General features: G+C 63.1%; 19 protein-coding genes and 1 other RNA gene. 4 read left to right on the forward strand and 16 right to left on the reverse strand.

Features of this window, described 5'->3' with window-relative positions; genetic code table 11:
• Positions 1 to 150 precede the first annotated feature (150 nt).
• From RRF64_RS06400 to RRF64_RS06410, 3 genes are all read left to right on the forward strand, one after another.
• Positions 151 to 1,089: a Gfo/Idh/MocA family protein gene (locus tag RRF64_RS06400; protein WP_323844999.1), complete on the forward strand. Its 939-nt coding sequence runs from the start codon at positions 151 to 153 to the stop codon at positions 1,087 to 1,089.
• A 13-nt stretch (positions 1,090 to 1,102) separates the two neighbouring features.
• A complete protein-coding gene (locus RRF64_RS06405) occupies positions 1,103 to 2,227 on the forward strand; it encodes a DegT/DnrJ/EryC1/StrS family aminotransferase (protein WP_323845000.1) in 1,125 nt (374 codons plus the stop codon).
• Between the two features lie 213 nt (positions 2,228 to 2,440).
• Positions 2,441 to 3,466: an XdhC family protein gene (locus RRF64_RS06410; protein ID WP_323845001.1), complete on the forward strand. Its 1,026-nt coding sequence runs from the start codon at positions 2,441 to 2,443 to the stop codon at positions 3,464 to 3,466.
• Between the two features lie 23 nt (positions 3,467 to 3,489).
• Here RRF64_RS06410 and RRF64_RS06415 read toward each other — a convergent pair whose 3' ends face one another.
• From RRF64_RS06415 to purL, 4 genes are all read right to left on the reverse strand, one after another.
• Positions 3,490 to 5,598, reverse strand: coding sequence for a TonB-dependent receptor (locus RRF64_RS06415; RefSeq protein WP_323845002.1), 2,109 nt, complete (start codon positions 5,596 to 5,598; stop codon positions 3,490 to 3,492).
• A 482-nt stretch (positions 5,599 to 6,080) separates the two neighbouring features.
• Complete coding sequence (locus tag RRF64_RS06420; protein ID WP_323845003.1) at positions 6,081 to 6,404, reverse strand: TfoX/Sxy family protein; 324 nt, start codon at positions 6,402 to 6,404, stop codon at positions 6,081 to 6,083.
• A 10-nt stretch (positions 6,405 to 6,414) separates the two neighbouring features.
• Complete coding sequence (locus tag RRF64_RS06425; protein ID WP_323845004.1) at positions 6,415 to 6,765, reverse strand: DUF1801 domain-containing protein; 351 nt, start codon at positions 6,763 to 6,765, stop codon at positions 6,415 to 6,417.
• Positions 6,766 to 7,177: 412 nt separating this feature from the next.
• Positions 7,178 to 11,044: a phosphoribosylformylglycinamidine synthase gene (gene purL / locus RRF64_RS06430; protein WP_323845005.1), complete on the reverse strand. Its 3,867-nt coding sequence runs from the start codon at positions 11,042 to 11,044 to the stop codon at positions 7,178 to 7,180.
• A 461-nt stretch (positions 11,045 to 11,505) separates the two neighbouring features.
• On the opposite strand from purL, the gene mltF reads away from it, so the two are divergent.
• A complete protein-coding gene (gene mltF, locus RRF64_RS06435) occupies positions 11,506 to 12,987 on the forward strand; it encodes a membrane-bound lytic murein transglycosylase MltF (RefSeq protein WP_323845006.1) in 1,482 nt (493 codons plus the stop codon).
• Positions 12,988 to 13,094: 107 nt separating this feature from the next.
• Here mltF and RRF64_RS06440 read toward each other — a convergent pair whose 3' ends face one another.
• The 12 genes from RRF64_RS06440 to RRF64_RS06495 all read right to left on the reverse strand — a co-directional run bounded on the left by RRF64_RS06440 (position 13,095) and on the right by RRF64_RS06495 (position 26,976).
• Positions 13,095 to 13,727 carry a TIGR04282 family arsenosugar biosynthesis glycosyltransferase gene (locus RRF64_RS06440; protein ID WP_323845007.1) on the reverse strand — a complete coding sequence of 211 codons (633 nt, stop codon included), beginning with the start codon at positions 13,725 to 13,727 and terminating at the stop codon, positions 13,095 to 13,097.
• Entirely contained in the window at positions 13,720 to 14,394 is a 675-nt protein-coding gene (locus tag RRF64_RS06445; protein ID WP_323845008.1) for a TIGR04283 family arsenosugar biosynthesis glycosyltransferase, read from the reverse strand. Before RRF64_RS06445 ends, RRF64_RS06440 begins: the two co-directional genes overlap by 8 nt.
• 160 nt (positions 14,395 to 14,554) lie before the next feature.
• Positions 14,555 to 16,027: a dihydrolipoyl dehydrogenase family protein gene (locus RRF64_RS06450; RefSeq protein ID WP_323845009.1), complete on the reverse strand. Its 1,473-nt coding sequence runs from the start codon at positions 16,025 to 16,027 to the stop codon at positions 14,555 to 14,557.
• A gap of 9 nt (positions 16,028 to 16,036) precedes the next feature.
• Positions 16,037 to 16,720, reverse strand: a complete 684-nt coding sequence (locus tag RRF64_RS06455) for a TVP38/TMEM64 family protein (RefSeq protein WP_323845010.1) — start codon at positions 16,718 to 16,720, stop codon at positions 16,037 to 16,039.
• A 24-nt stretch (positions 16,721 to 16,744) separates the two neighbouring features.
• Positions 16,745 to 16,819, reverse strand: a non-coding RNA gene (locus RRF64_RS06460) — sX9 sRNA.
• 74 nt (positions 16,820 to 16,893) lie between these two features.
• Complete coding sequence (gene arsS / locus RRF64_RS06465) at positions 16,894 to 17,841, reverse strand: arsenosugar biosynthesis radical SAM (seleno)protein ArsS (protein ID WP_323845011.1); 948 nt, start codon at positions 17,839 to 17,841, stop codon at positions 16,894 to 16,896.
• A gap of 5 nt (positions 17,842 to 17,846) precedes the next feature.
• Positions 17,847 to 18,761 carry an S-methyl-5'-thioadenosine phosphorylase gene (mtnP, locus tag RRF64_RS06470; RefSeq protein ID WP_323845012.1) on the reverse strand — a complete coding sequence of 305 codons (915 nt, stop codon included), beginning with the start codon at positions 18,759 to 18,761 and terminating at the stop codon, positions 17,847 to 17,849.
• A gap of 209 nt (positions 18,762 to 18,970) precedes the next feature.
• Positions 18,971 to 19,843: a succinate--CoA ligase subunit alpha gene (sucD, locus tag RRF64_RS06475; RefSeq protein WP_323845013.1), complete on the reverse strand. Its 873-nt coding sequence runs from the start codon at positions 19,841 to 19,843 to the stop codon at positions 18,971 to 18,973.
• Positions 19,844 to 19,845: 2 nt separating this feature from the next.
• Positions 19,846 to 21,012, reverse strand: coding sequence for an ADP-forming succinate--CoA ligase subunit beta (sucC, locus tag RRF64_RS06480; RefSeq protein ID WP_323845014.1), 1,167 nt, complete (start codon positions 21,010 to 21,012; stop codon positions 19,846 to 19,848).
• Positions 21,013 to 21,172: 160 nt separating this feature from the next.
• Entirely contained in the window at positions 21,173 to 22,615 is a 1,443-nt protein-coding gene (gene lpdA / locus RRF64_RS06485; protein ID WP_323845015.1) for a dihydrolipoyl dehydrogenase, read from the reverse strand.
• A 256-nt stretch (positions 22,616 to 22,871) separates the two neighbouring features.
• A complete protein-coding gene (gene odhB / locus RRF64_RS06490; RefSeq protein WP_323845016.1) occupies positions 22,872 to 24,071 on the reverse strand; it encodes a 2-oxoglutarate dehydrogenase complex dihydrolipoyllysine-residue succinyltransferase in 1,200 nt (399 codons plus the stop codon).
• Positions 24,072 to 24,147: 76 nt separating this feature from the next.
• Positions 24,148 to 26,976, reverse strand: coding sequence for a 2-oxoglutarate dehydrogenase E1 component (locus RRF64_RS06495; protein WP_323845017.1), 2,829 nt, complete (start codon positions 26,974 to 26,976; stop codon positions 24,148 to 24,150).
• Positions 26,977 to 26,996: the final 20 nt, after the last annotated feature.

The raw sequence follows: 26,996 nt of genomic DNA on the forward strand, positions 1-26,996 counted from the left end.
ATGGCGTGACTGCCTCTGTTATCTTGTGCGAATTGAATTGGATTTTTCCGTTCGCCGGGGGGATGTATTTGCTTTTGACACCTGCGGACAAAATGCTGTTTCCAACGTGCGATCATTGCGGTACTCGCAGTTTTAGCCTGGAGCGTAACAGTGAAAGTTGCAGCCATTGGTGCCGGTGCCTGGGGTAAAAATATCATCCGCAGCCTCTCCGAACTCGATGTGCTGGCCGCGGTCATCGATCTTTCCTCCGAAAAATGTGCCGAGTACACGCAAGCCTATCCCGGCATAGCCACCCACGGGAATTACCGGGAGGCAATCGCAGCGGATTACGATGCATTCGTCATCGCCACGCCGACGCCGCTGCACTACGAAATTGCCCGCGCCGCCCTCGAGGCAGACAAAGACGTCCTGATTGAAAAGCCCATGACCGCCACCAGTTTGCAGGCCGAGACGCTGGTGCGGCTGGCCGAGCAGCGCGGTCGCATCCTTATGGCAGGTCACCTGCTGCTCTACCAACCCGCTATTCAGTGGATCAAGGAATTTCTCGACGCCGGCACTCTGGGGACGCTTTACACCGTACACCAGGAGCGCCTAGGTCTGGGGCGCGCGCGGCCCCTGGAAAATGTGCTGTGGGATTGCGGCGTGCACGACTTGGCGGTGCTGCTGCTACTGGTAGGCAATGTGCCCTGCGGGATTCGGGCCAGCGGGCACCGCATAGTGCAGCCCACGGTGGAGGACGATGTCTATGTGCACCTGGAGTTTCCCTGCGGGGTGCGCGCCAGTCTGCACAACTCCTGGCTGTGGCCCGAGACGCGGCGCCGGCTGGTCGTGCGCGGGTCCGAGGGCATGCTGGTCTACGACGAGCTGGCACAGACAGTCACGCTGCACAGGAAAGGCATCACCCCCGACCTGCAGAATCGGGACGACGGCAGCGAGATCATCCTGCGCGGCAACGGCGAACCCCTGAAGCTTGAATTGCAGCACTTTCTGGCCCGGGTACAGGACCGCCAGCCGCCCCTGTCCGATGGCCGCAGCGCACTGCAGGTGATCGAGGTACTGGAGCAGGTTTCACATTTGTTGGAAAGCTGAGCTGGAGAGCTGAATGGACGCCGCGAAATTTCTACCGGTGCTGGACCTGTCCGGCGAAGTCGAGGAACTGCGCGGGGCGCTACTGGCGGCCTGCGGGCGGGTGCTGGATTCCAATGCCTTTATTCTCGGAGCCGAGGTGCAGGCCTTTGAGGCGGCGGCCGCCGACTACCTGGGTGTGAAGCATGCCGTCGGCGTCAATTCGGGTACGGACGCGCTGGTCCTGGGCCTGCGGGCGCTGGGAATAGGCCCGGGCGACGAGGTCATCACCACCGGCTTCAGCTTCTTCGCCACCGCCGGCAGCATCGAGACGGTCGGCGCCCGCGCGGTGTTTGTCGATATTGATGCGGACACCTTCAATATCGACCCCAACTGCATAGAGGCCAGAATCACACCCAGCACCAGAGCCATAATGCCGGTGCACCTCTACGGGCAGGCGGCGCCGATGCAGGCTATCCGCGATATCGCCGAGCGGCACGACCTGAAAATTATCGAGGATGCGGCCCAGGCCTTCGGCGGCGAATACCGCGGCCGCAAGCTGGGCAGCATCGGAGATGTCGGCGCCTTCTCCTTCTACCCCACCAAGAACCTCGGCGCCTGCGGCGATGCCGGCCTGCTGGTGACAAACGACGACCAGGTGGCGCAGCTGGCCAGAAAGCTGCGCGACCACGGCAGCGAGCGCAAATACCACCACGTGACCCTGGGCTACAACTCGCGGCTGGACGCCATCCAGGCGGCGGTACTGCAGGTGAAGATGCCCTATATCGACACCTGGAACGACGCCCGCCGCGCGGCAGCTCGGCACTACCGCGAGCTGCTGGGCGGAATCGAAGGGCTGGTACTGCCGCACGAGGCAGACTACGGCCGCCACGTCTACCACCAGTACACCCTGCGCATCGAAGACGGCCGCCGCTCCGCGGTGGAGGAGGTATTGCGCGCGGCCGGTATCGGCGCGGTAATTTACTATCCCCAGACCCTGCCGCAGGCGCCGGTGTTTGCCGAGCGCCGCGGCGCAGCGGCGCCGCTGCCGGTCGCCGAACAGGCGTGTCGCGAAGTGCTGTCACTGCCAATGCATCCGCGCCTGACCGAGGAAGCACAGGAGCGGGTTGCCATGGCGCTGCGCGCCGCCATGTGCGCTTGAGTTTCAAAAACTTCAGGGCCCGAAGCGCAATGGATTGCCGAACGCCTTGACGGGAATAGTCGAGATCCCCATCCCCCTCCGCGCCGGCTGGCCGATTCGCCTGCTATAAAGTCATGGCGTTATCGAGCTGTTTGCCGGCAATGCTCATCGCCGGGTTGATCGCACTTCCACGGCGCCAACGAGGCGCCAACGAAAATTCACGGAGCGACTCGAATGGCGAATCAGCTTCAGTCACTGCTGGACCTCTGGCACTGCCACAAAAATTCCCGCAACTGGGTACTGGGCACCATCTACATGACGGAGGGCCCCTGCTATCGCAAGGCAGGCGCGATGATGCTGTTCGATGATCTGGGCCAGTACTACGGCCTGCTGAGCGGCGGCTGCCTGGAAGCCGATATACAACGCCATGCCCAGCGGGTATTGGCCAGCGGCCAGTCGAAAACCCTGGTCTACGACGGCAGTGACGAGGACGACTTTTCCTTTCAGCTGGGCATCGGCTGCGGCGGCACCGTGCACATCCTGCTACAGCCGATTCTCCGGCAGAATCAGTATCTGCAACTGGAGCAAGCGCGCGAGCAGCTGCTCAATCGCCGCGCCTGTGAATACCTGCAGAAGATTCCGGTAACCGGTGAGACATTGGCACAGGTTTCGCTTTCGGAGCGGGCAAAGCCCGGCGCACGCCTGGTGCAGCGGGGCGACGGCGAATGGCTACAGACGAAGCTGGAACCGGTGCCGCACATCCTGATTGTGGGGGCGGGCGTGGACGCGCGCCCGATGGCGCAGCTCTGTCGCAGCCAGGGCTGGCAGGTCAGTCTGTGCGACCCGCGACCGGCCAATGGCCGCGCGGCCTATTTCCCCGGCTGCCGCTGCCACTCCTGCCATCCACAGGAACTGGCCGCGCGGCTGGATCTGCGGCAATTCGACGGCGCGGTGCTGATGAGCCACAACCTGGTGCTGGATGCGGCGGCACTGGGCGCGCTCTACTCACAGCCGCTCAAATACCTGGGTCTGTTAGGTCCGCGGCGCCGCCGGGATCGCGTCCTGCAGCTGGCGGGGCTGCGCCTGGAACAGCTGTCGACTCCGCTGCACGCGCCGATCGGCCTGGATCTCGGCGGCGAATTGCCGGAGAGTATCGCGCTCGCCACCTGTGCGGAAATACACGCGGTGCTCCACGGCGCCGGGACGCGCAGCCTGAACCGCAGCGCCGGCTCACCAATAAATACAGACGCAACTGCGTGAACGGAATTTACATTGATTACCAGCTACCACTCCCCCGCAATCCCCACATAGAGCGACCTGGGTTCTCCGGGAAAATAGCGCGGCCCTGCAAAGCTCGTGTAGTCCGCCCGCTCCGCATAGGCGGCATTGGCGAGGTTGAGGAGTTGTAACTGCAGCGACCACTGCCGGTCCAGCTGCCAGTAGGCGCGCAGGTTCAGCAGGTCGTGACCGGGATAGCTGTGGCGGTTGTGCGGATCGGTGTAGAAGGCGCCCTGGTGCAGCCACTCCAGCTCCGCGCGGCTGCCGGCGGCGCGCAGCCAGGTCAGGCGGGCACTGCCGAAATGGCGCGGCGCCGATTCCAGCATCTTGCCGAACAGCGGCTCACCATCCAGCTCGCGGCGATCCCGGTAGCGGTGTTCGGCATAGCTGCCGGAGACGCCGAGCTTCCAGTACTGGCCGAGGCGGTAATCCAGCGCCAGCTCCACTCCCTGGTGTTCGGTCCGGCCCCGCGACTGGTTGAAGAAATCCGCATCGCGAAATATGACATTGCGCTTACGCATGGCGTAGACGGCGAGCTGGTAATCGAATGCGGAGAAGGCACCGCGCAGGCCGCTCTCGATACCGGCCAGCTGCTCGGAATCCAGCTCCGCGGTCTGCTGATCGCGCTGCAGGCGGTACAGCTCGCTGGCCTGGGGCGGGCGAAAACCGTGGCTCGCGCTGGCAAAGGCCTGGTGGTCCGCCGCCAGTTGATAGGTCATGCCGAGACTCGGCGACCAGTTGCGGAAACTGTCCCCCCGATCCGCGGGCCGGCTGAAGCGGCAGCCACCGAAGCCACACTCGCTGCCGTCCTCCGCGGTGCGGCCGGCGAGCATGCGGTTGTCGTAGTCGTACTGCATCTGCTCGAAGCGCAGGCCGGCAGTGAAATGCGTGCGATCGCTCGCCTGCCAGCCGAGCTGCGCGAAGGGCGCCAGCAGCCGCGCATCCACCCGGTAATCGTAGTGCCGGCCCGCGGGGATGGTTTCCACAAGAAACTCAGTACCCTCGGCGGGATGCTCCTGCAGCTCCAGCAGCGAGACGGAAGTGATCTCCGCGTCCAGGCCGGCAGTCAGCAGCCAGTCCGCCGCAATTTCCGCCTGCAGGCTGCTGCGCACCCCGGCGCTGCGCTGCCGGTTGCGTTCCAGCGGCGTGCCCGGCAGGAAGTGCTGCATGAATTCCATTTCCGCGTAGCGCAGATAGGGCACTATCTTGATTTCCGCGCCGCGCCCGCTCCGATACAGCCATTCGCTGGCAAAGCGCGCCGAGCGCGCATCGCGATAGGCTTCCGGATTGGGGTTGCTGCGGCTCAGGTCGCGATTCCGGTAAGCGCCCTCGCCCGCGATATAGCCGGCGGTCTCCTGGTTGAGGTTGGCCGCGGCCAAGCTGTTGCTGACCTGCCAGGCACCGGCACTCGTCTGGTGACGCAGCGCGAGCTTCTGCTGCGCGAAGCCGGAGTCTGCCCGATAACCGCCATCGCCGCTCAGTGACAGATCCATACGCAATGCATTTGCGTCTGCCACGCGGCTCCAGGAAAGCGTGTTGCGCAGATAGTCGTGGGGGCCGCCCTCTAGGCCGACACGGACCAGGTCCTGCTGCGCGGAGGGGGAAATAATATTGACCACGCCGTGCATGGCGTTGGCGCCGTGCAGCGTGCCCGCCGGACCGCGGATAATTTCTATGCGCTCGGCGGTCTCGATTCCGGCCTCGAACAGCTCGTTGATATTGCAGAAACCCGCCGCGCGCAGGGGCACACCGTCCACCTCCGCCAGCAGGCTGCCGCAGGCGCCGGCGCCGCTCAGCACCGGAGAGCGCAGCGCCGGCAGGTATTCCAGGCCGTTACCGCGGGCAAAATTCGCCCCCGGCGTGCGCGCCAGGCCCTGCTGGATATGCTGCTGCCCGAGCAGCGCCAGCTCGTCGCGGTCCAGCACCGAGGCGCTGATTGCCTGACCGTAAATTGGTTGCCGGTGGCGGCTGGCGGTGACCGTTACCGTTTCCAGCGCAGCGGGAAAATCAGTCGCGGCAACGGCCTCTTCCGCTGCGACCTCCGCGACCAACCCCAGCATGCAAGACCCCGCCAGCACACCGGCCAGAAACTTGTCCGATCGCATTATTGTCATCGCTCCATCGTTGCATCCGCACCGGATCGGCCTGGCGGCCGCTTCCCCCGCAAATTACTGCGGACGCAGCGCCTTGCACAGGCCCCTTACGAAGCCGTCGTTATACCATTTGTGGAACTGTTTCGCCGCCAAAGTCCGGGGATAGCCGCGGCGGCAGCGCCTCTCGCGCTGTGAGGAATCGCCACCGTGCCATGCGCGGTTGGTGACGAGTCAAAGGAGATCCAGCTTATCGTCTAGCAGGTAATCCTGTAAGCAGTTGCGGCAGCTGGGTGGGCAGGAACAAAAATGGATTGAAAAGCGGGCTGCGGGAAATGACGAAGAGATTCACCTGCCGGGATCAGGTCACCCGAAGAGAGGCCGGGAAATCGTGAAGAGACCAGCAACCGCCATCACCTCCACGGCGGACACTTCTAGCGCGAAGCTGGCAATCGCGGCAGCCCAGTGGAAGTACCCGGCCGCATGTGGCGACGGCGCCGGCACGATTATTTCGGCGGCAGCGAACCGGCAAATTCGGCCCCGCGACTGACCCACTCATTCAGGTCCGCCGCCACCGCGTCCTCTTCCACGTACACCATACCCTTGAGCGGCCGGCCGGTATAATCCATCGGCCGGGTGTAGCGCTCGGCCAACGCATCCTGGTAATTATCGGGACCGACGCGCACCATCAGTTCCTCGCCAACCACACCACAGGCCATGTTGCCATTCAGCATAAATGCCAGGCCGCCGAACATCTGCTTTTCGGTGAGCCCCTCATTTTTCTGCAGAAGAAAACGGACCTTTTCCGCAAGTTCTTCGTTGTATGTCATAACAACCTCCTCAATGACCTTTGCTGAATGCCGAAGCGAGCACCGGTGCCAAATTCTTCCAGGCGATTTCATCGCTGTCGCGAAAATTGAGGCAACCGGTACCGCATTTAACTTTGGGATGACTGTCGATATAGGGCTGGATATGTTCCCGCGCACAGGTGTAGAGGGAGACATAGTTTTTCTGGCTGGCCACGGCGATCCAGCCGTCGTCCACCTGGTAGGTGGGCATCTTGTACTTCAGGGAAACCTGCGCCTGGGGGTAGCGCTCGACGATAAATTGATGCAGCGCCTGGACCCGCTCACTGCGCTGCGGGGGGAGCAGGCGGGTGTATTCGGCGACCAGTTCCGGAATCTGCACCATATGTAAAAAGTTATTGTGGGTAACTTTTTAAGTGTAGCAGGAAATATCAGTTTTGCCGGGCCGACGGAGAATAGTAGACCGGTTAAAAAAAACCGTCCGGATGAGCATTATGCTATTCACTGAACTGAACTTGCCGCGAAGGTGCTGATACCGGGGGCGGCCTTGTGAGACGGTGACTCGGGCCATCCATGGCCCTCACCCTTCGGTCGCCTTCGGCGTCCAAAACAGCTTGCCTGCCGTTTTGTCACCGGCATGGATACCGGTGCAGAGCCCCCATGGATGGGTTTAGGGGGGGGCGCCTAGCCCGTGTCTCACAAGGCCGCACCCGGTAGCAGCACTGCCAACAAAATCATTCAGTGAACAGTATTGCGATCAAATAAGCGGGCCTTTATGTCGCGCAATGATATTCGCCTTAGTCGACGAACACCCGCGCGTTGCGGAACAGGCGCATCCAGCCGGAATCCTCCTGCCAGTCGTCCGGGTGCCAGCTGTTGCTGACGGCGCGGGCGACGCGTTCCGGGTGCGGCATCATGATGGTGACGCGGCCGTCCTCGGAACAGAGCGAGGTGATACCGTTCACCGAGCCGTTGGGGTTGGCGGGATAGGTCTGGGAAATTTCGCGCTTGTTGTTCAGGAAGCGCATGGCGATGGTGCCGGATTTCTCGCAGGCCTCCAGCGCTTGCTGATCCGCGAACTCCACCCGGCCCTCGCCGTGCGCCACCGCTACCGGCATGTAGGAACCGGCCATGCCCTTGAACAGCACGGACGGGGAATCCTCGATGCCCACCAGCGCGAAGCGCGCCTCGTACTGCTCGGACAGGTTGCGCACGAAGCGCGGCCAGTGGCCGGCACCGGGAATCAGCTCCTTGATCACCGAGAACATCTGGCAGCCGTTGCACACCCCCAGACCGAAGGTTTCCTTGCGATTGAAGAAGGACTCGAACTGGTCGCGGGCGCGGTCATGGAACAGGATCGTCTTGGCCCAGCCCTCACCGGCACCGAGCACGTCGCCATAGGAGAAACCGCCGCAGCCCACCAGGCCCTGGAACTGCTCCAGGGTCACGCGGCCGGCGAGGATATCGCTCATATGCACGTCGACGGCGGCAAAGCCGGAACGGTGGAAGGCGTGCGCCATCTCCACCTGGCTGTTGACGCCCTGCTCGCGCAGTATCGCCACCTTCGGCCGCACGCCTTTCTTGATGTAGGGCGCGCTGATGTCCTCGTTGATGTCGTAGGTCAGGTGCACCGACAGGCCCGGATCGTCCTTGGCGATGGCGGCGAACTCCTGCGCCGCGCAGTCGGCGTTGTCGCGCAGCGCCTGGATGCGATAGCTGGTCTCGGACCAGATCTGCTGCAACTCGGTGCGCGAGCGGTTGAAGATTTCCTCGCCGCTGTTGTTGATACGCAGGCGATCGCAGTTGTTGATATAGCCGATCTGGTGCGCCGGAATACCGTGCTCACCGAAGGTCTTCACCAGCATCCGCGCGTCGCAGGCAGGCACCTGTAGCACTGCGCCCAGTTCCTCGCTGAACAGCGCGGCGATCGGGTCGGCGCTCAGCTCCCAGATGTCCAGGTCGAGGCCGACGCGGCCGGCGAACATCATCTCCGTCACCGCCGCGAACAGGCCGCCGTCGGAGCGGTCGTGGTAGGCGTAGATCAGGTCGTCTTTCAGCAGCTGCTGCACTTCTTCGAAGAAGCCTTTCAGCATCTGGGCGTTGTCCAGGTCCGGCGGCACGTCGCCGAGCTGACTGTAGGCCTGGGCCAGGCAGGATCCGCCTAGGCGGTTCTTGCCCGCGCCCAGATCCACCAGAATCAGTTCACTGTCGCCCCTGTCGGTGCGCAGCTGCGGGGTGGCGGTCTTGCGCACGTCGGTGACCGGCGTGAAGGCGGAGATGATCAGCGACAGGGGCGCAGTCACCGCCTTGTCCTCACCGCCATCATTCCAGGCGGTCCGCATCGACATGGAGTCCTTGCCCACCGGGATGGTGATGCCCAGCGCCGGGCACAATTCCATGCCAATCGCCTCGACGGTGCGGTAGAGCTTCTCCTCCTCGCCCGGGTGGCCGGCGGCGCACATCCAGTTGGCGGAGAGTTTGATATCGGACAGCTGCCTGATGGAAGTACAGGCGATATTGGTGATCGCCTCGCCCACCGCCAGGCGGCCGGAGGCCGGCGCGTCCAGCAGCGCCACCGGGGTGCGCTCGCCCATCGCCATGGCCTCACCGGCGTAGCTGTCGTAGGAAACCGTGGTCACGGCGCAGTCCGCCACCGGCACCTGCCAGGGACCGACCATCTGATCGCGCGCCACCTGTCCGGTCACAGTGCGGTCGCCGATGGTGATTAGGAAGCTCTTGCTCGCCACCGCCGGCATGCGCAGCACGCGCTCGGCGGCCTCGTTAATATCGATGTCCCTGGTGGTAAACGGCGTCGTCGCCACCGCGCGTTTCTCTGCGACCCGGTGCATCTTCGGCGGCTTGCCGAACAGCACCGACATCGGCAAATCCACCGGCCTGGCGTCGAACTCCCTGTCATTCAGCAGCAGCCGCTTCTCCTCGGTGGCCTCGCCAACCACCGCAAAGGGCGCGCGCTCGCGCTCGCAGATCCGCGCGAAACGCTCAAGATCCTGCGGCATCACTGCCAGCACATAGCGCTCCTGGGATTCGTTGCACCAGATCTCCAGCGGACTCATGCCCGGCTCGTCGCAGGGTACATTTCTGAGTTCGAACTTGCCGCCGGTGCCACCGTCTTTCACCAGTTCCGGGAAGGCGTTGGACAGTCCGCCGGCGCCGACGTCATGGATGAACGCGATGGGATTTCTGTCGCCCAGCTGCCAGCACTGGTCGATCACTTCCTGGCAGCGGCGCTCGATCTCCGGGTTCTGGCGCTGCACCGAGGCGAAATCCAGGTCCTCGGAGCTGGTGCCGCTGGCCATACTGGACGCGGCGCCGCCGCCGAGTCCGATCAGCATCGCCGGGCCGCCCAGTACCACCAGCTTGGCGCCGGGCGCAAACTCGGGTTTCTCGATATGCTCCTCGCGGATATTGCCGTAGCCGCCGGCGATCATGATCGGCTTGTGGTAGCCGCGGCGCTCGCCGCCGAAATCCTCTTCGAAGGTGCGGAAGTAGCCGCAGATGTTCGGGCGGCCGAATTCGTTGTTGAACGCGGCGCCGCCGATCGGGCCCTCGATCATGATGTCGAGCGCGGTGACTATGCGCTCGGGCTTGCCGTAGTCATACTCCCAGGGCTGCTCGTAGCCCGGGATCTGCAAGTTGGATACCGTGAAGCCGGTCAGGCCAACCTTGGGCTTGGAGCCGCGGCCCACCGCGCCCTCGTCGCGGATCTCGCCGCCGGCGCCGGTGCCCGCACCGGGAAAGGGCGCGATGGCGGTCGGGTGGTTGTGGGTCTCCACCTTCATCAGCAGATGGATCGGTTCCACGCTGAAGCCGTATTCCTTGGTCTCCGGGTCCGGGTAGAAGCGGCCGGCCTCGTGGCCCACTACTACCGCGGCGTTGTCCGCATAGGCGGACAGCACGTTGTCGCCGCCTTTCTGGTAGGTGTTCTTGATCATGCCGAACAGGGAGTGCGGCATGTCCTCGCCGTCGATGGTCCAGGTGGCGTTGAAGATCTTGTGGCGGCAGTGCTCGGAGTTCGCCTGGGCGAACATCATCAGTTCCACGTCGGTGGGATTGCGCTCCAGTTCCTGGAAGCTGGTGAGCAGGTAGTCGATCTCGTCCTCCGCCAGCGCCAGGCCGAGACTGACATTGGCGGCTTCCAGCGCCCCGCGGCCGCCGTCGAGCACATCGACCTTGGTCAGCTGGCGCGGCTTTTCCTCGTGAAACAATTGTTCCGCCTGGTCAAATTCGGTGAATACGCTCTCCACCATGCGGTCGTGCAGCTGGTCTGCCAGCGCCTGCCGTTCAGCTGCGGTTAACTCGACACCGCTAATGTAATAGGCGATGCCGCGCTCCAGGCGATGGATCTGCGTCAGCCCGGCGTTGTGCGCGATATCCGTGGCCTTGGAGGACCAGGGCGAAATGGTGCCCGGGCGCGGCACGACCAACAGCAGTTCGCCCTCGGGCCGGTGCTTTTCCTCGGTGGGGCCGTACTGCAGCAGCCGCTCGAGCAGCGCCTGCTCTTTCTCGTTCAGTTTTTTGCTGTCGGCAAAATGCACGAACTCGGCGTAGATATCGCTGATCGCGGGCTGCAGTGCGCGCAGTTGGTTGAGCAGTTTTTGATGGCGGAATTTCGACAGTGCGGGAGCACCACGCAGAACTAGCATCGCGGGAGTTTGCCTCTTGTCTGAATTTGAACCTGAAATCACTGATTCAGGTCGGAAGCTTCGCGCGGCAGAAGATCGCGCAAAGCGCCCGGGGATTGGAGCGGGCGCAATTGTACCTGAAGCATGGCGACTCCAACACTGCCCTGCGGCACTTGTGGGCGCATTGCGGGGTCAAAATTCGCAGCCTGCCCCGAGCCTCATTCCGGCCTGCGGGCAGGCGCAAAAATTGGCGCGGTATTGATTCCCGCGCCAGGCCCGGCCCGACAGGCCCTACTAGAATTACCGCATAGATGCAACTCCAGAAGTCACATCGCGACGCGGAATTGGGCAATCTGTCACCGACTGGGGTAAAATTGCCGATCTTCTGCCGGCCCCGCCGCTCAGGATGAGCAACGCCGGTATCCGCTGCGATAAAAAGCGATAGCAGCTAATTAGCAGCTAAGGGACTGAGGGGACTGTGTATGATGATGAAAAGCCGCATATTGCGCTACAGCCGCCGCCTGCTGAAAGGCCTGGCCCTGGCCTGCTGTGCCTCGCTGCTGGTGGCGAGCAAGGCACCGGACATGCTGGAGCGCCTGAAGGCCTCCGGCAAGCTGGTCGTGCTGTCCCAGAATGGTCCCACCACCTATTACGAAGACGCCGCAGGCCAACATACCGGTTTCGAATACGGGATGTTGCGGGCCTTTGCCGAGGATCTGGGCGTGGAGCTGGAAATCCGCGACGTGCACGACCTGGGCGAGATGTTTGACCGCCTGCGCGCCCCCGGGGAAGGCGCGCACCTGGCCGCCGCCGGCCTCACCGTCACCCCCGAGCGCCGCGATCAGGTGCGTTTCACGCCCTCCTACTTCGAAATCCGCCAGCAGGTGGTCTATCGCCTCGGCGAGGAGCGCCCGCGCAAGGCCGGTGATCTCGAGGGCAAGAAAGTCGCCGTCATCGCCGGCAGCGCCCACGCCGAGCAGATGCGCAAACTCGCCCAGCGCTATCCGGGGCTGGAATGGGAGGAAATATCCGATGTCGACGCCATGGAGCTGGTGGAGATGGTCGACCAGGGCAGGTTCAGTTACGCGGTGGTCGATTCCAACGCCTACGCAGTGCACCGCGGCCTCTACCCCAATACCTCTGTCGCCTTCAACCTGACCCAGTTTCAACCAGTAGCCTGGGCCTTCCCGCAGGGTGAAGACGACAGCCTCTATCGCAGCGCGCGCCGCTTTATGTTGCGCGCCAATACCAGCGGCCTGCTGGCGGAGCTGCGCGAGGAATTCTTCGGCCATGTCAGCAAGCTGAATGCCGGTGGCGCCCAGGCGTTCGCCAAGAGCAGCCGAGAGCGCTTGCCCCAGTGGCGCGACACCATGCAGAAAGTGGCTGAACAATACGAACTCGACTGGCACCTGCTGGCTGCGCTCAGCTACCAGGAATCCCACTGGAACCCCCGCGCCAAGTCCCGCACCGGCGTGCGCGGACTGATGATGCTGACCCGCGATACCGCACGCGAACTGGGCGTCAACCGCCTGGATCCGGAGGAGAGCATCGACGGCGGCGCCCGCTATATCGTGCAGATCCGCGAGAAGATCCCCGAGCGCATCCGCGAACCGGACCGCACCTGGATGGCCCTGGCGGCCTACAACGTCGGCTTCGGCCATCTCGAGGACGCGCGCGTGCTGACCGAGAAGATGGGCGGCAACCCGGACCGCTGGGCCGACGTGCGCGCTCACCTGCCGCTGCTGGCCAAGCGCCAGTACTACAAGACCACCAAGCACGGCTACGCGCGCGGCTGGGAGCCCGTCACCTATGTGCAGAATATCCGTCACTACCAGGCACTGCTGACCTGGAGCAGCCGCATCGAGGAACAGCGCCTCGCCGCCGCCAATAACGCCGCAGTGGAAGCACTGGCTGACAACACCCCGGTCGACGCCGAAGCGGCCGGCGCCGCCTCGGCGCTTTAATCCAACTGACTATTCCCTCTTGTAGGAGCGGCGGGGCGGCCATCCGCCGGTGGCCGCGATCGGACTTTCCGGGCACCTCCGACATCGATCGCGGCCATGGGCCGCTCCTACAAGGACTCTCCCCATCTCCGCGGTAAAAAATCCAGATCCTGCGGCTCGTCGATATCCACCAGCATCTCCAGCCATTCAAAACGCATGCCGCATTGATCCAGCCGCTCCCGCGTCTGCTGCGCCACCACCTCTGTGCTCCAGCGGATATTTTCAAACAGCACCGCCTCGGCGCGGTCCAACCCCAGCAGCGCATAGCCGCCGTCGCGAGTCGGATAGACCACCGCGTCGTTATCACGCAGTGCAGACGCCGCCGCGCGGAGACGCGCCGCCGTGAGCTGCGGACAGTCGGTGCCGAGCAGCAGCACGGATTCCCCGGCGCCGTCCGCGCGCGCGGCTGCGCGCCAGAGTCGCTGACCCAGGTCGCCCCCGCCCTGGCTGCTGAGATACACGCCCCGCGGCAACGGAAATGATTGCCAGTAGTCGTGTTCCACTTCCGGTGCCACACACAGCTCGACACTGCCCAGCTGCGCCTGCACGCACTGCTGCAGGGTGTGCCGCAGCATCTTCGCTGCCAGTGCCGCCGCGCCCTCCTCTCCCAGCGCCGGGATCAGGCGCGTCTTGGCGAAACCGGCCAGCGGCGCCTTGGCAAAAACAATCAGCCGCAGCGGTCTGTGCGTTGAATTACTCATAGCGCCGGGCGAGCACTTCGGCGGGCACACCGCGCCAGTAATCAAACCGCAAGCGCCACATCGACAGGACAGTGCGCAGGACACCGTACTTCTGCCAGCGGCGTCCGGATGTCTTGACGCGGGCGTCGATACAGGCGGGGCGCGACAATTTCAGCAGCCGCTTGCTGAGCTCTATGTCTTCCATCAGCGGCTGTTGCGGGAAACCGCCGAGCTGCTCGAACAGATCGCGGCGCACGAACAGCGCCTGGTCACCGGTGGCGATGCCTGTTAAACGCGAGCGCCAGTTGATCAGTGTCGCGATAAGCGGGAACCACAGACTGTCGCCGCAGATGCGCAGATCGAAGCGCCCCCATTGATAATCCCGCAAAGACACCAGTGCAATTTCCTTCGCGGCGTTCTGTGGCAGCCGGGTATCGGCGTGCAAAAACAGCAGCCAGTCGCCGCTGGCAATCGCCGCACCGGCGTTCATCTGCCGCGCCCGGCCCCGCGGTGCGCTGATCATCTGCAACCCCGCGGCCCTGATCAGCTCCACGCTGCCGTCGGTGCTGCCGCCATCCACCAGAATGACTTCGCAGCCGTCGCGGTCCTGCACAGCGCGCAGGTGCTGCAACAGGTTCGGCAACTGTATCCGCTCATTCAGCAGCGGCACGATAACGGTGCAATTCACTAGTGTCCTGCCCCAAAAATAAGGTTGCAAAGGGGCGTGGCCCTGGTGGTTCCTGGCAAGGCGCGGCGACGAGTCATAGCAGGGCTATGGCGAGGAGCCGCAACGCGGTCAGGGACCGCCAGGGACGCGACAACTGTAAGCTTATTTGTGGGACAGGACACTAGCCACGCCTCCAGCGGTGAAAACGCTCCAGCCAGCGCAGCAGCCGCTCGGGAGCGTTCGCCCGCTTCCAGTTGCCCGCCGCATATTTATTAGCTTCCGCCATGGTCGGATAGATATGGATGGTGCCGAGAATCCTGTTCATGCCGAGGCCGTGTTTCATCGCCAGTACAAATTCGGCGATCAGCTCGGCGGCGTTCTCCCCGACGATGGCAACCCCGAGAATCTTGTCCCTGCCCGGCACCGTCAGCACTTTGACAAAGCCACGCGCTGCGCCGTCGACGATGGCCCGGTCGAGGTCGTCGATACCATAGCGGGTCACCTGATACGGAATATCTTTTTCCTTGGCCTGCTCCTCGGTCAGACCGACACTGGCCACTTCCGGTTCCACAAACACCGCCCGCGGCACCAGGGAATAGTCCACGGCGAATTTCTTCAGGTCGCCGAAGAGGCCATTGACCGCCGCATACCAGGCCTGGTGCGACGCCATATGGGTAAACTGGTAGGGGCCGACCAGGTCGCCGGCGGCGAGGATATGCGGGTAGCGGGTGCGCAGGAACGGATCCGTGTGCAGCTTGCCATCGTCGACGATACCCAGCGCTTCCAGACCGAAACCGGACACCCTGGCCCGGCGGCCCAGTGCCAGCAGCAGCTGCTCGAATTCCAGCAGCCGATCGCCGTCCGCGCCGCGAAGCCGCGCACTGCCGGCAGCCGACTCGGCCGGCTGGAAAGACAGCGCCTCATGGGCGGTCAGCACTTCGATGCCCTCGGCCTTCAGTGCCGCCTCCACGGCCGCGGATACCTCGCCGTCCTCGAGAGGGAGCAGCCGCCCGGCCTTTTCGGCCAGGGTGACCCGCGTACCCAGCCGCGCAAAGGCCTGGGCCAACTCGCAGCCGACAGCACCGCCGCCCAGCACCAGCAGCTTTTCCGGCACCCGTTGCAGCCGGGCAAACCTGTCCCACAGGGTATCGCTGGTGACATAGTCGATGCGCTCCAGCCCCGGCAGCGGCGGTACCAGTGGCTCGGCACCGGTCGCGAGAATGATCGCGCGCGCTGTAAGTATCTGCTCACTCCCGTCGTTCAGGGCAATTTTTACCGTCCAGGGATCGACCAGCTGGGCGCGCCCCTGCAGCACCTCGACACCCAGGCCGGTATAGCGCTCCACGCTGTCGTGCGGCGCTATCTTGCGAATCGAGTCGCGTACATACCGCATCACGCGCGGGAAATCGATCTGCGGTTCGGCGAGACCCACACCGAATCGATGCGCGTCGCGCGCCTGCTGTGCGACGCGAGCGCATTTGATCAGGGCCTTGCTCGGCACGCAGCCGGTATTCAGGCAGTCGCCCCCCATTGCCCCGGCTTCTACCAGGGTCACCCGGGCTTTTACCGCCGCGGCGATATAGGCGCTGACCAACCCCGCGGCACCGGCACCGATAACGATCAGATTGCGGTCGAATTTTCCCGGTTTGCTCATCGGTGAGATTCACACGGCGGCGCGACGGCGCTTCAGCCAGTTTAAAAAGTATTTGGCCAACAGCGGAAAGAGCCCCAGCAGTACAAAGGACAACAGTAACTGCGGCGACAGGATATCGCCGAGCCTCTCCACACGTCCCAGTTGCGTGCCCGCATTCACGTAGACCAGCGTAGCCGCCAGCATGCCCAGCTGGCTGACCCAGTAAAAAGTCCAGGTTTTTATCCGGGTGAGCCCCATCAGGATGTTGATCAGGAAGAAGGGAAATACCGGCACCAGCCGCAGCGCAAACAGATAGAAGGCGCCCTCCCGCTCGATGCCCGCATGAATCGCGCCGAGCCGTCTGCCGAAACGTTGCTGCGCCCAGTCCTGTAGCAGGTAACGGGAAACCAGGAATGCCAGTGTCGCGCCAATACTGGATGCAAAGGACACGATCACCGTTCCCCAGAGCAGCCCGAATATGGCGCCCGCTGCCAGTGACAGTATTGCCGCGCCCGGCAGCGACAGGCCGGTAACCACAATATAAAAAATCGTAAACAGCAGCCCGACCAGAATTGGTGAGGCGGCCTGCCACTGCTGAAACTGCGCGCGCCCCGCCTTGAGTTTTTCCAGGGTCAGCCACTGGTGCAGGTCAAACAGATAAAAGGCCAGCCCGAGCGCCAGCAATACACCTAGCAATAGAATTTTCTTGCTCACCTAAATTTCTGCCTGGTATGAAGTGGCTTCAAAACGTAGCGAGCGGGTGCCTGGTGGTGGCCGCCGGAGCGGAGGCACCGGAGTGTACACCGGGTACATGAGATGGCGACCGGGCTGGCGCACCAGCACCGCCGGACGCCGCCAGGCGCACGCGCAGTAGTTTTGGAGTCGCTTCACAGGGCGCCGCCGCAACTGCTGCCCTGCCCCGCGGTACACCCATAGCAGTGATCGGCCACGCGGATCGGCGTGTCCTGCATGTCCCGCTCAAGCAGGTCGCGCAGATGCGCGCGACCGGGAACGCCGATACCCAGTTGCTGGTTAAAGTCGCAATCGTAGAGGTTGCCGAGCCAGTCCACGCTGACCAGGTTGCGACACATGACGCCATCGAGATTGGCTGCGCTGTAGTTTCCCTTGAGCAGTTTCATATAGTCCGCAAACTGGCCCTTGGACACCAGGGTCGAACCAAAGCGCTTGATCGGCATATTCGCCAGCGCGAACAGCCGATTGAAGACGATACCGAAATGCGCGGCCAGCTCGCGCCGGTAATCCGCTTCCAGCGACTGCTGGTTGGGCGGCAGGAAAGGACCCTGCGGGTTGTAGACCAGGTTCAGCGGCAGGCCGCTGTCGGGCTGGCCATAACCCAGCGCATTGAGCCGCTGCAGCGCGGCAATGCTCTTGTCGAAGACCCCCTTGCCGCGCTGCTTGTCCACATTGTCGAGCGAATAGCAGGGCAGCGAGGCCACGACTTCCACCCGATACTGCGCCAGGAACTCGGCCAGATCCTCCTGCCCCGGTTCGAACAGGATGGTCAGGTTACAGCGGTCCATCACATGCACACCCTGCGCGCGCGCCGCCGCGACCAGGTCGCGAAAGCCCGCGTGCAGTTCCGGCGCACCGCCGGTGATATCCAGCGTGGGTATTGCGCGCGCGCGCAGCACTTCGGGAATCAGCGTCAGGTTTTCCGCGCTCATCATCTCGGAGCGCGTGGGCCCGGCATTCACGTGGCAGTGCACGCAGCTCTGGTTGCAGCGATAGCCGATATTGACCTGCAGCGTGTCGATGCGCGCTCTGCGGATGGGTGGGAAGTCGGTTATTTCCAGCAGCGGCAGCGTTTCATGCATTTTTCTCAGTTCTCCACTTCTTCCCGGGCACTTTCTACCTCGGGACTTTCTGTCGCTGCCAGCAGTGGTTTTATTACCGCGGCCTTCGCGGCCGGCATGGCCGCCAGCGGTGTCACCAGACCGCTCGCCAGCGCGGTGTGGGCCGCGGATTGCGGCAGCTCCGCGCCCAGCAGGCGAATCGCCTCGGCCGCAATCTGCTGCGCGCGCGCGGCATTCTGCTGCAGGTTGGCGATGGCGACTTCGGCGGTGACCGCGGCTTCGCGCGGGTGCCAGCAGTCGTAGTCGGTGGCCATGGCCAGAGTCGCATAGGCGATCTGCGCCTCCCGCGCCAGTTTGGCCTCGGGCATGTTGGTCATGCCGATCACCGATGCGCCCATGCCGCGGTACCAGTGGGACTCGGCGCGAGTGGAAAACTGCGGGCCCTCGATGCACACGTAAGTGCCGCCGCGGTGCAGGCTGATCGACTGGTCGCCCTGGGTCAGCGCGAAAGCGCGGGCCAGGCAGTCGGCGACCGCCGGGCACACCGGATCGGCCATGGAGACATGCGCCACGGCGCCGTCGCCAAAGAAGGTATGGTCGCGCTTGCGGGTCAGGTCGAGAAACTGATCCGGAATCAGCATATCCAGCGGCCGCACGGCCTCGCGCAGGGAACCCACCGCGGACAGCGACAGGATATAGCGCACGCCCAGCTGGCGCAGTGCGTGGATATTGGCCCGGTAGGGCACCTCGGAGGGAATCAGGCGGTGGCCGCGGCCGTGGCGGGCGAGGAAGGCAACGGGGACACCGTGCAGCTCGCCGGTGACAATCGCATCTGAGGCAGGACCGAATGGAGTCTCTATGCGCTGTTCCTGCGCATTGCTCAGTCCCTGCATATCGTAGAGACCGCTGCCGCCGATGACGCCGATCAGTGCTCTGGCCATGGTTACTCCTCGACTGATTGTTTGGTGCAGTATAAGGAGTGACCGCGGGCCCTGTATATCGTTCGGCCACATACAGAAAAGGCCGCCCCTTTCGAGGCGGCCTTTTCTGTTTTTTGTAGGAGCGGCGGAGCGGCCATCCGCCCATGGCCGCGATCGATGTGCGGGCCAGGCCGAAAGCTGGATCGCGGCCGTGGGCCGCTCCTACAGCATTACCAGCCGGTAACTTCCTTCAGCGCATTGCCGATCTCGGCCAGGGAGCGCACGGTTTTCACACCGGCGTCTTCCAGCGCGGCGAACTTCTCGTCCGCAGTGCCCTTGCCACCGGAGATGATCGCACCGGCGTGGCCCATGCGCTTGCCGGGAGGAGCGGTTACACCAGCGATGTAGGAAACCACCGGCTTGGTGACGTTTTCCTTGATGTAGGCCGCCGCCTCTTCTTCCGCGGTACCGCCGATTTCACCGATCATCACGATGGCTTCGGTCTGCGGATCCTTCTCGAACATTTCCAGGATGTCGATGAAGTTGGAGCCCGGGATGGGGTCGCCGCCGATACCCACGCAGGTGGACTGGCCGAAGCCGAAGTCAGTGGTCTGCTTGACCGCTTCATAGGTCAGGGTGCCGGAGCGGGAAACGATGCCCACCTTGCCCGGCTTGTGAATGTGACCCGGCATGATGCCGATCTTGCACTCACCGGGAGTGATCACGCCCGGGCAGTTCGGGCCGATCAGGCGCACGCCCAGCTCGTCGCACTTGACCTTGGCGTCCAGCATGTCCAGCGTCGGGATGCCTTCGGTGATGCAAACGATCAGCTTGATGCCGGCGTTGGCGGCTTCCAGGATGGAGTCCTTACAGAAGGGCGCCGGAACGTAGATCACGGCAGCTTCCGCACCGGTGGCTTCAACCGCTTCTTTCACGGTATTGAATACCGGCAGGCCCAGGTGCTCCTGGCCGCCTTTGCCCGGAGTCACGCCGCCGACCATCTTGGTGCCGTAGGCGATCGCCTGCTCGGAGTGGAAAGTGCCCTGGGAGCCGGTGAAGCCCTGGCAGATGACTTTGGTGTCTTTGTTAATCAGTACAGACATGATTATTTACCCTCCGCCGCTTTAACCACTTGCTCTGCCGCGTCGGTCAGGCTGGTGGCCGCGATAATGTTCAGACCGCTGTCGCTCAGCACCTTCCTGCCCAGGTCTGCGTTGTTACCTTCCAGGCGCACGACTACCGGCACCTTCACGCCCACTTCTTTCACCGCGCCAATCACGCCTTCGGCGATCATGTCGCAGCGCACGATGCCGCCGAAGATGTTGATCAGAACTGCCTTCACGTTTTCGTCGGACAGGATGATCTTGAAGGCTTCAACCACGCGCTCTTTGGTCGCGCCGCCGCCAACGTCGAGGAAGTTGGCCGGCTTGCCGCCGTGCAGGTTGACGATGTCCATGGTGCCCATGGCCAGACCGGCGCCGTTCACCATGCAGCCGATGTTGCCGTCCAGCGCGACATAGTTCAGGTCCCACTTGGCCGCGAGCGCTTCGCGCGGATCGTCCTGGGACGGGTCGTGCATTTCGCGCAGGTCCGGGTGGCGGTACAGCGCGTTGCTGTCGATCACGATCTTGGCGTCCAGGCAGTGCAGGTTGCCTTCGGTGGTGATGACCAGCGGGTTGACTTCCAGCAGCGCCAGATCCTTCTCCTTGAACAGCTTGCCGAGGCCCATGAAGATGTTGGTGAACTGCTTCACCTGGGTGTCGTTCAGACCCAGCTTGAACGCCAGCTCACGCGCCTGGTAGGGCTGCGCGCCGACCAGCGGATCGATGGTGGCTTTCAGGATTTTTTCCGGAGTCTCTTCCGCAACCTTCTCGATTTCCACGCCGCCTTCGGTGGAGGCCATGAACACGATGCGACGGGTGGAGCGATCCACCACTGCGCCCAGGTACAGCTCCTGGTCGATGTCGGTGCAGCTTTCCACCAGAATGCGGGAAACCGGCTGGCCGTTTTCGTCTGTCTGATAGGTAACCAGGCGATTGCCCAGCCACTTCTTGGCGAATTCTTCAATTTCCGCCTTGGAACTCACCAGCTTCACACCGCCGGCCTTGCCGCGACCGCCGGCGTGTACCTGGGCCTTTACTACCCACTTGTCGCCACCGATGATGTCAGCCGCCGCTGCTGCCTCTGCCGGGGTTTCCGCTGCAATGCCTTTGGAAACCGGCAATCCGTATGCTGCAAACAGTTGTTTGCCCTGATACTCATGCAAGTTCATAGTCAATACCAATTCACATTTGAAATGTGTTTACCAATTGCAGATTGCTCTGCACCTAAGGACAAAATTCAAAATTTCCGTCGTTGCAAACTTCGAATTTCGCAAATGAAACCGGGGCGGCCAATTTAAGGTTAACCAGCGCCCCGGCGTAGAAAGTTACTTACTTGCGCTTCTTGCGGTTGGCGATATGGATCGCGTGGCCGTTCACTGCCAGCGCCGCTTCCTTCACAGACTCCGACAGAGTCGGGTGACCGAATACGGTCATGCCGATGTCTTCCGCACTGGAGCCGAATTCCATCGCAATCGCCACCTGCTGCACCAGATCCGCCGCGGACGGGCCGACGATATGCGCACCCAGCACGCGATCGGTTTCCGCGTGGGCGATGATCTTCACCATACCCGCGGTCTCGTTCGCAGCCACGGCGCGGCCGGACGCGACAAACGGGAAAACCCCTACATTGTAGGGCTCGCCATCGGCCTTCACCTGCTCCTCGGTACGGCCGACCGCGGCGATTTCCGGATGGGTGTAGATCACGTTCGGGATCACGTCGTAGTTCATCATCGGCTTCTGACCGGCGATACGCTCGGCAACCACCACGCCCTCTTCAGAGGCCTTGTGCGCCAGCATCGGACCGCGCACCACATCGCCGACGGCCCAGACGCCAGGCGCGGAAGTCATGCACAGGTCGTTGACGTAGATGAAACCGCGTTCGTCCAGCTTCACGCCGGCATCTTCGGACAGCAGGCCCTCGGTATAGGGACGGCGGCCCACGCACACGATCAGCTTGTCGAAAGTTTCCTGCTGCTCTTTGCCTTCCTTGTCTTCGTAGGTGACAACGACTTCCTTGCCCTTCACTTCGGTGCCGGTCACGCGGCAGGACAGGCGGATATCCAGGCCCTGCTTCTTCAGGATCTTCTGGGACTCCTTGGCGATCTGCTGGTCCATGATGGCCAGGAAGTTATCCAGGGCTTCCAGCACCACCACGTCGGCACCCAGGCGGCTCCACACGGAACCCAGCTCCAGGCCGATAACGCCGGCGCCGATTACGCCCAGGCGCTTGGGCACTTCGGTAAATTCCAGCGCGCCGGTGGAATCGACGATGATCTTGTTGTCCACCGGGGCCGGCGGAATATTTACCGGCACGGAACCGGAAGCCAGGATCACGTTTTCCGCTTCGTAGACAGTGGTCTTGCCGTCGTGATCGGTCACTTCCACTTTCTTGTTGGCCAGCAGCTTGCCGGTGCCCTCGATGGAGGTCACCTTGTTCGCCATAAACAGGCCGGCAATACCGCCGGACATCTGCTTCACGACGCCATCCTTGCGCTCGATCATTTTCTTGACGTCGATCTTCACCTTGCCGGTATCGATGCCGTGTACGTCGAGAGCGTCTTTCGCCTCGTGGTACTTCCAGGAGCTGTCCAGCAGCGCCTTGGACGGGATACAGCCCACGTTCAGGCAGGTACCGCCGTTGACGACCTTGCCTTCCTTGTTCGTCCACTTCTCGACACAGGCGGTTTTCAGGCCCAGCTGCGCGGCGCGAATGGCTGCGACATAACCTCCGGGGCCGGAGCCGATTACGATTACGTCAAATTTTTCCGACATGGTGTGTTCCAGATTTTGTATGTGTTCAGTTTGCTATGGTGCGGCCTTTGGCCGCATTGCCGAGCTGGAGCTCGGCGTTCCCGGGGCGGCCGATGGCCGCAAAAAAGTACGATGCGAAGGCGCTGATACCGCGAATGGGTGTAGGGACTGTCTGCGAGAGGGACCTCGCAGACAAGCCCCCATGGATGGGTTCACGGCGTGTCCCGGAACCCATTCGCGGTAGCAGCGCCGCCACCGAGCCCGATCGGAGGGACCCTTAAACTTCGAGCAGGATACGCGCCGGGTCTTCGATCATTTCCTTGATCGCCACCAGGAAGCCGACCGCTTCCTTGCCGTCGATCAGGCGGTGATCGTAGGACAGCGCCAGGTACATCATCGGCAGGATTTCCACCTTGCCGTCGACCGCCATCGGGCGATCCTGGATCTTGTGCATACCCAGGATTGCGGTCTGCGGCGGGTTCAGGATCGGGGTGGACAGCAGGGAGCCGAACACACCGCCATTGGTAATGGTGAAGGTACCGCCGGTCATCTCCTCGATGGACAGCTTGCCGTCGCGGGCGCGCACGCCCATGTCGCGGATGCTGTTTTCCATGTCCGCCAGGCCCATGTTCTCCGCGTTGCGCAGAATCGGTACTACCAGGCCCTTCGGCGAGGAAACCGCCACACCGATATCCTGGTAGCCGTGGTAGACGATATCGTCACCGTCGATGGACGCGTTCACCGCCGGATAGCGCTTCAGCGCCTCTACCGCCGCCTTCACGAAGAAGCCCATAAAGCCCAGGCGGGTGCCGTTGTGCACCTTCTCGAACAGATCCTTATAGCTCTTGCGCAGGTCCATGACCGGCTTCATGTTCACTTCGTTGAAGGTAGTGAGCATAGCGGTGGACTGGCTGGCGTCCAGCAGACGCTCGGCGATGCGCTTGCGCATGCGGGTCATGGGCACACGCTTCTCGACGCGCTCGCCCGGTGTGACAACCACCTGCGCGGCGGCGGCCGGTGCTGCGGCGGCGGCCGGCGCGGTGCCCGCCTTCATGACGTCTTCCTTCAGGACGCGACCGCCCTTGCCGCTGCCTTCGACGCCGGCCAGATCGACGCCCTTCTCGGCGGCCATCTTCTTGGCGGACGGCATGGCGATCTTCTCACCGCCTGCAGCAGGAGCAGCCTCGGCCGCAGGCGCTTCCGCCGGCTTTTCCTCCGCAGGCGCGGCGCCAGCACCGGCGCCCTCTTCGAACTTGGCGATCACCTCGTTGGACAGGACGGTATCGCCCTCGCCCTTGATGATTTCAGTGAGCGCGCCGTCGGCGGGAGCGACAACTTCCAGTACGACTTTGTCGGTTTCGATATCCACGATCAGTTCATCGCGGGATACGGCTTCACCGGGCTGTTTGTGCCAGGTGGCCACAGTGCCGTCCTGAACGGATTCCGGGAAAGTTGGCGCTTTAATCTCGATCGTCATTGGTCCTGTTTCCTGAGATTGTCTCTTGGGCCCTTCTTTTACGAAGCGTCCATTTTTACTAATTACTGCCGCCGATTTACTTGACGGTCAGCGCCTCATTGATGAACTTGTTCTGTTCTTCCAGGTGCGTGGACATATAGCCCGCCGCCGGTGCTGCAGACGGGGCGCGGCCCACGTATTCCAGCTCCAGTTTCGGATGTGTTTCCGCCAGCAGACGGCGCAGGTGGTGCTGACTGTGGTACCAGGCCCCCTGGTTCATCGGCTCTTCCTGGCACCAGGCCACGCTCTTGATGTTCTTGAACGCGGAAACCGCTTCCACGAATTCCTCGTCCGGGAAGGGGTACAGCTGCTCGATGCGCACGAAGGCCACATCCTCCTGCTCGCGCTCCATGCGCGCTTCCAGCAAATGGTAGTAGACCTTGCCGGAGCACAGGATCAGGCGTTTGACCCTGGCCGGATCTACGCCGTCGTCCTGGATCACATTGTGGAACCTGCCGTTGGCCAGCTCGTCCAGGCTGGAGGTCGCCAGCTTGTGGCGCAGGATCCACTTGGGGCTCATGATAATGAGCGGGCGGCGCATCGGGCGGATTGCCTGGCGGCGCAGCAGGTGGAATATCTGCGCGGGCGTGGTGGCGTTACACACCTGGATATTGTGCTCGGCACACATCTGCATGAAGCGCTCGAGACGCGCGGAGGAGTGCTCCGGGCCCTGGCCTTCATAACCGTGCGGCAGCAGCATCACCAGTCCGCACATGCGGCCCCACTTGTGCTCACCGGAAGTGATGAACTGGTCGATCACCACCTGGGCGCCGTTGGCGAAGTCGCCGAACTGGGCCTCCCAGATCACCAGCGACTTTGGCGTGGTGGTGGCGTAGCCGTACTCGAACGCCAGCACCCCCTCTTCCGACAGCAGCGTGTCATAGATATAGAAAGGCGGCTGGCCCTCGTACATGTGCTGCAACGGCACATAGGACTGGCCGTCCTTCTGGCTGTGCAGCACTGCGTGGCGGTGGGAGAAAGTGCCGCGGCCGACGTCCTCACCGGTAAAGCGGACCATATAGCCCTCTTCCAGCAGGGTGCCGTAAGCCAGGGTCTCGGCCATGCCCCAGTTCAGCGGCAGGGCGCCGCCGGCCATCTTGCGGCGGTCCTCGTAGATCTTCGCCACCTGGCGCTGCATCACAATACCGTCCGGCACTGTGGTCATGCGGTTGGCCACGTCCTTCAGTTTAGGCATCGGGAAGCCGGTGTCGGCCGGCGTCTGCCAGTCGTGGTTCAGGTAGGGCGACCAGTCGACGAACATGGAGGAATCCGGCTGCTTCACCAGGCCGGTGGCCACGTCTTCCCCTTTGTCCAGCTTGTCGCGGTAGTCGCTGGCCAGCTTGTCCGCGGCGGCCTTGTCGATCACACCTTCAGCGACCAGCTTTTCCGCATAGAGGGTGCGGGTGGTCTTGTGCTTGCGGATGATCTGGTACATCAGCGGCTGGGTGCCGGACGGGTCGTCGGTCTCGTTGTGACCGCGGCGGCGGTAGCACACCAGGTCGATCACGATGTCTTTCTTGAACTCGTAGCGGTAGTCCACGGCCAGCAGCGCGGCCAGTACCACCATTTCCGGGTCATCGCCGTTCACGTGCAGTACCGGGGCGTCGATCATCTTCGCCACGTCGGTGCAGTACTCGGTGGAGCGGGCGTCCTCGCGCTTGCTGGTGGTGAAGCCCACCTGGTTGTTCAGCACGATATGCACGGTGCCGCCGGTGTAGAAACCGCGGGTCTGCGACATCTGCAGGGTTTCCTGCACCACGCCCTGGCCGGCAAAGGCGGCGTCGCCGTGGATATTGATCGGCAGCACTTTCTCGCCGGTAGGATCGTTGCGGCGATCCTGGCGCGCGCGCACGGAGCCTTCCACCACCGGCGCACAGATCTCCAGGTGCGAAGGGTTAAAGGCCAGCGCCAGGTGCACTTCGCCACCCGGCGTCATCACGTTGGAGGAGAAGCCCTGGTGGTACTTGACGTCGCCGGAGGTATCCAGGGTCTTCTTGCCCTCGAATTCCTCAAACAGGTCGGCCGGGTTCTTGCCCAGGATATTGACCAGGGTGTTCAGGCGGCCGCGGTGGGCCATACCCATCACCACTTCCTTGACGCCGTAGGTGCCGGAGCGGCGGATCAGCGCATCCAGCATCGGGATCAGGCTCTCGCCGCCCTCGACGCCGAAGCGCTTGGTGCCCGGGTACTTGGAGTCCAGGTGGCGCTCCAGGCCCTCGGCCGCGGACAGGCGCTGCAGGATCTCGACCTGGATATCGGTACCGAAGTTGGGCCTGGACTGGCTGCGCTCCAGGCGCTGCTGGAACCAGTGCTGCTCCTCCAGATCGGACAGGTGCATGATCTCAGCACCCAGGTTGCCGCAGTAGGTGCGCTCGAGGCCCTCGACGATCTCGCGCAGGGTCGCTTCGCCGTTGCCGAAGAAGAGGTCGCCGGTCTGGAAGGTGGTGTCGAAATCGCCCTGTGTGAGGCCGTGGTAGTTCAGCTGCAGATCCGGCACCTGCTCGCGGGCCATCAGGCCCAGCGGGTCCAGGGTGGCCTTTTTGTGACCGCGGTGGCGGTAGGAGCTGATGAGCTGCAGAACCTTGATCTGCTTGCGTTCGTGTTCAATATTGATGGCGCCGGCACCGGGAGCGGCCAGCGGGCGGGTGCGGTGTTTGGCGAGCAGCTCAAAGTGCTGGCGCACTGCGGCATGGGATACGTCACCGGCGCCGCTTACTCGCGGGAGGCTGTCGAAGTAACTGCGCCACTCCCCCGGCACGCCATTCGGGTCGTGCAGATAGGTCTCGTACAGTTCCTCCACGTAGGCGGCATTGCCCCCGGAGATATGGGAGCTACGCCACAGCTGCTCCATGGTACTTTCGTGCATGTTGATGCCTACCTCGATTG

This window comes from Microbulbifer magnicolonia (genome assembly GCF_035117725.1).
Lineage (GTDB): Bacteria > Pseudomonadota > Gammaproteobacteria > Pseudomonadales > Cellvibrionaceae > Microbulbifer > Microbulbifer magnicolonia.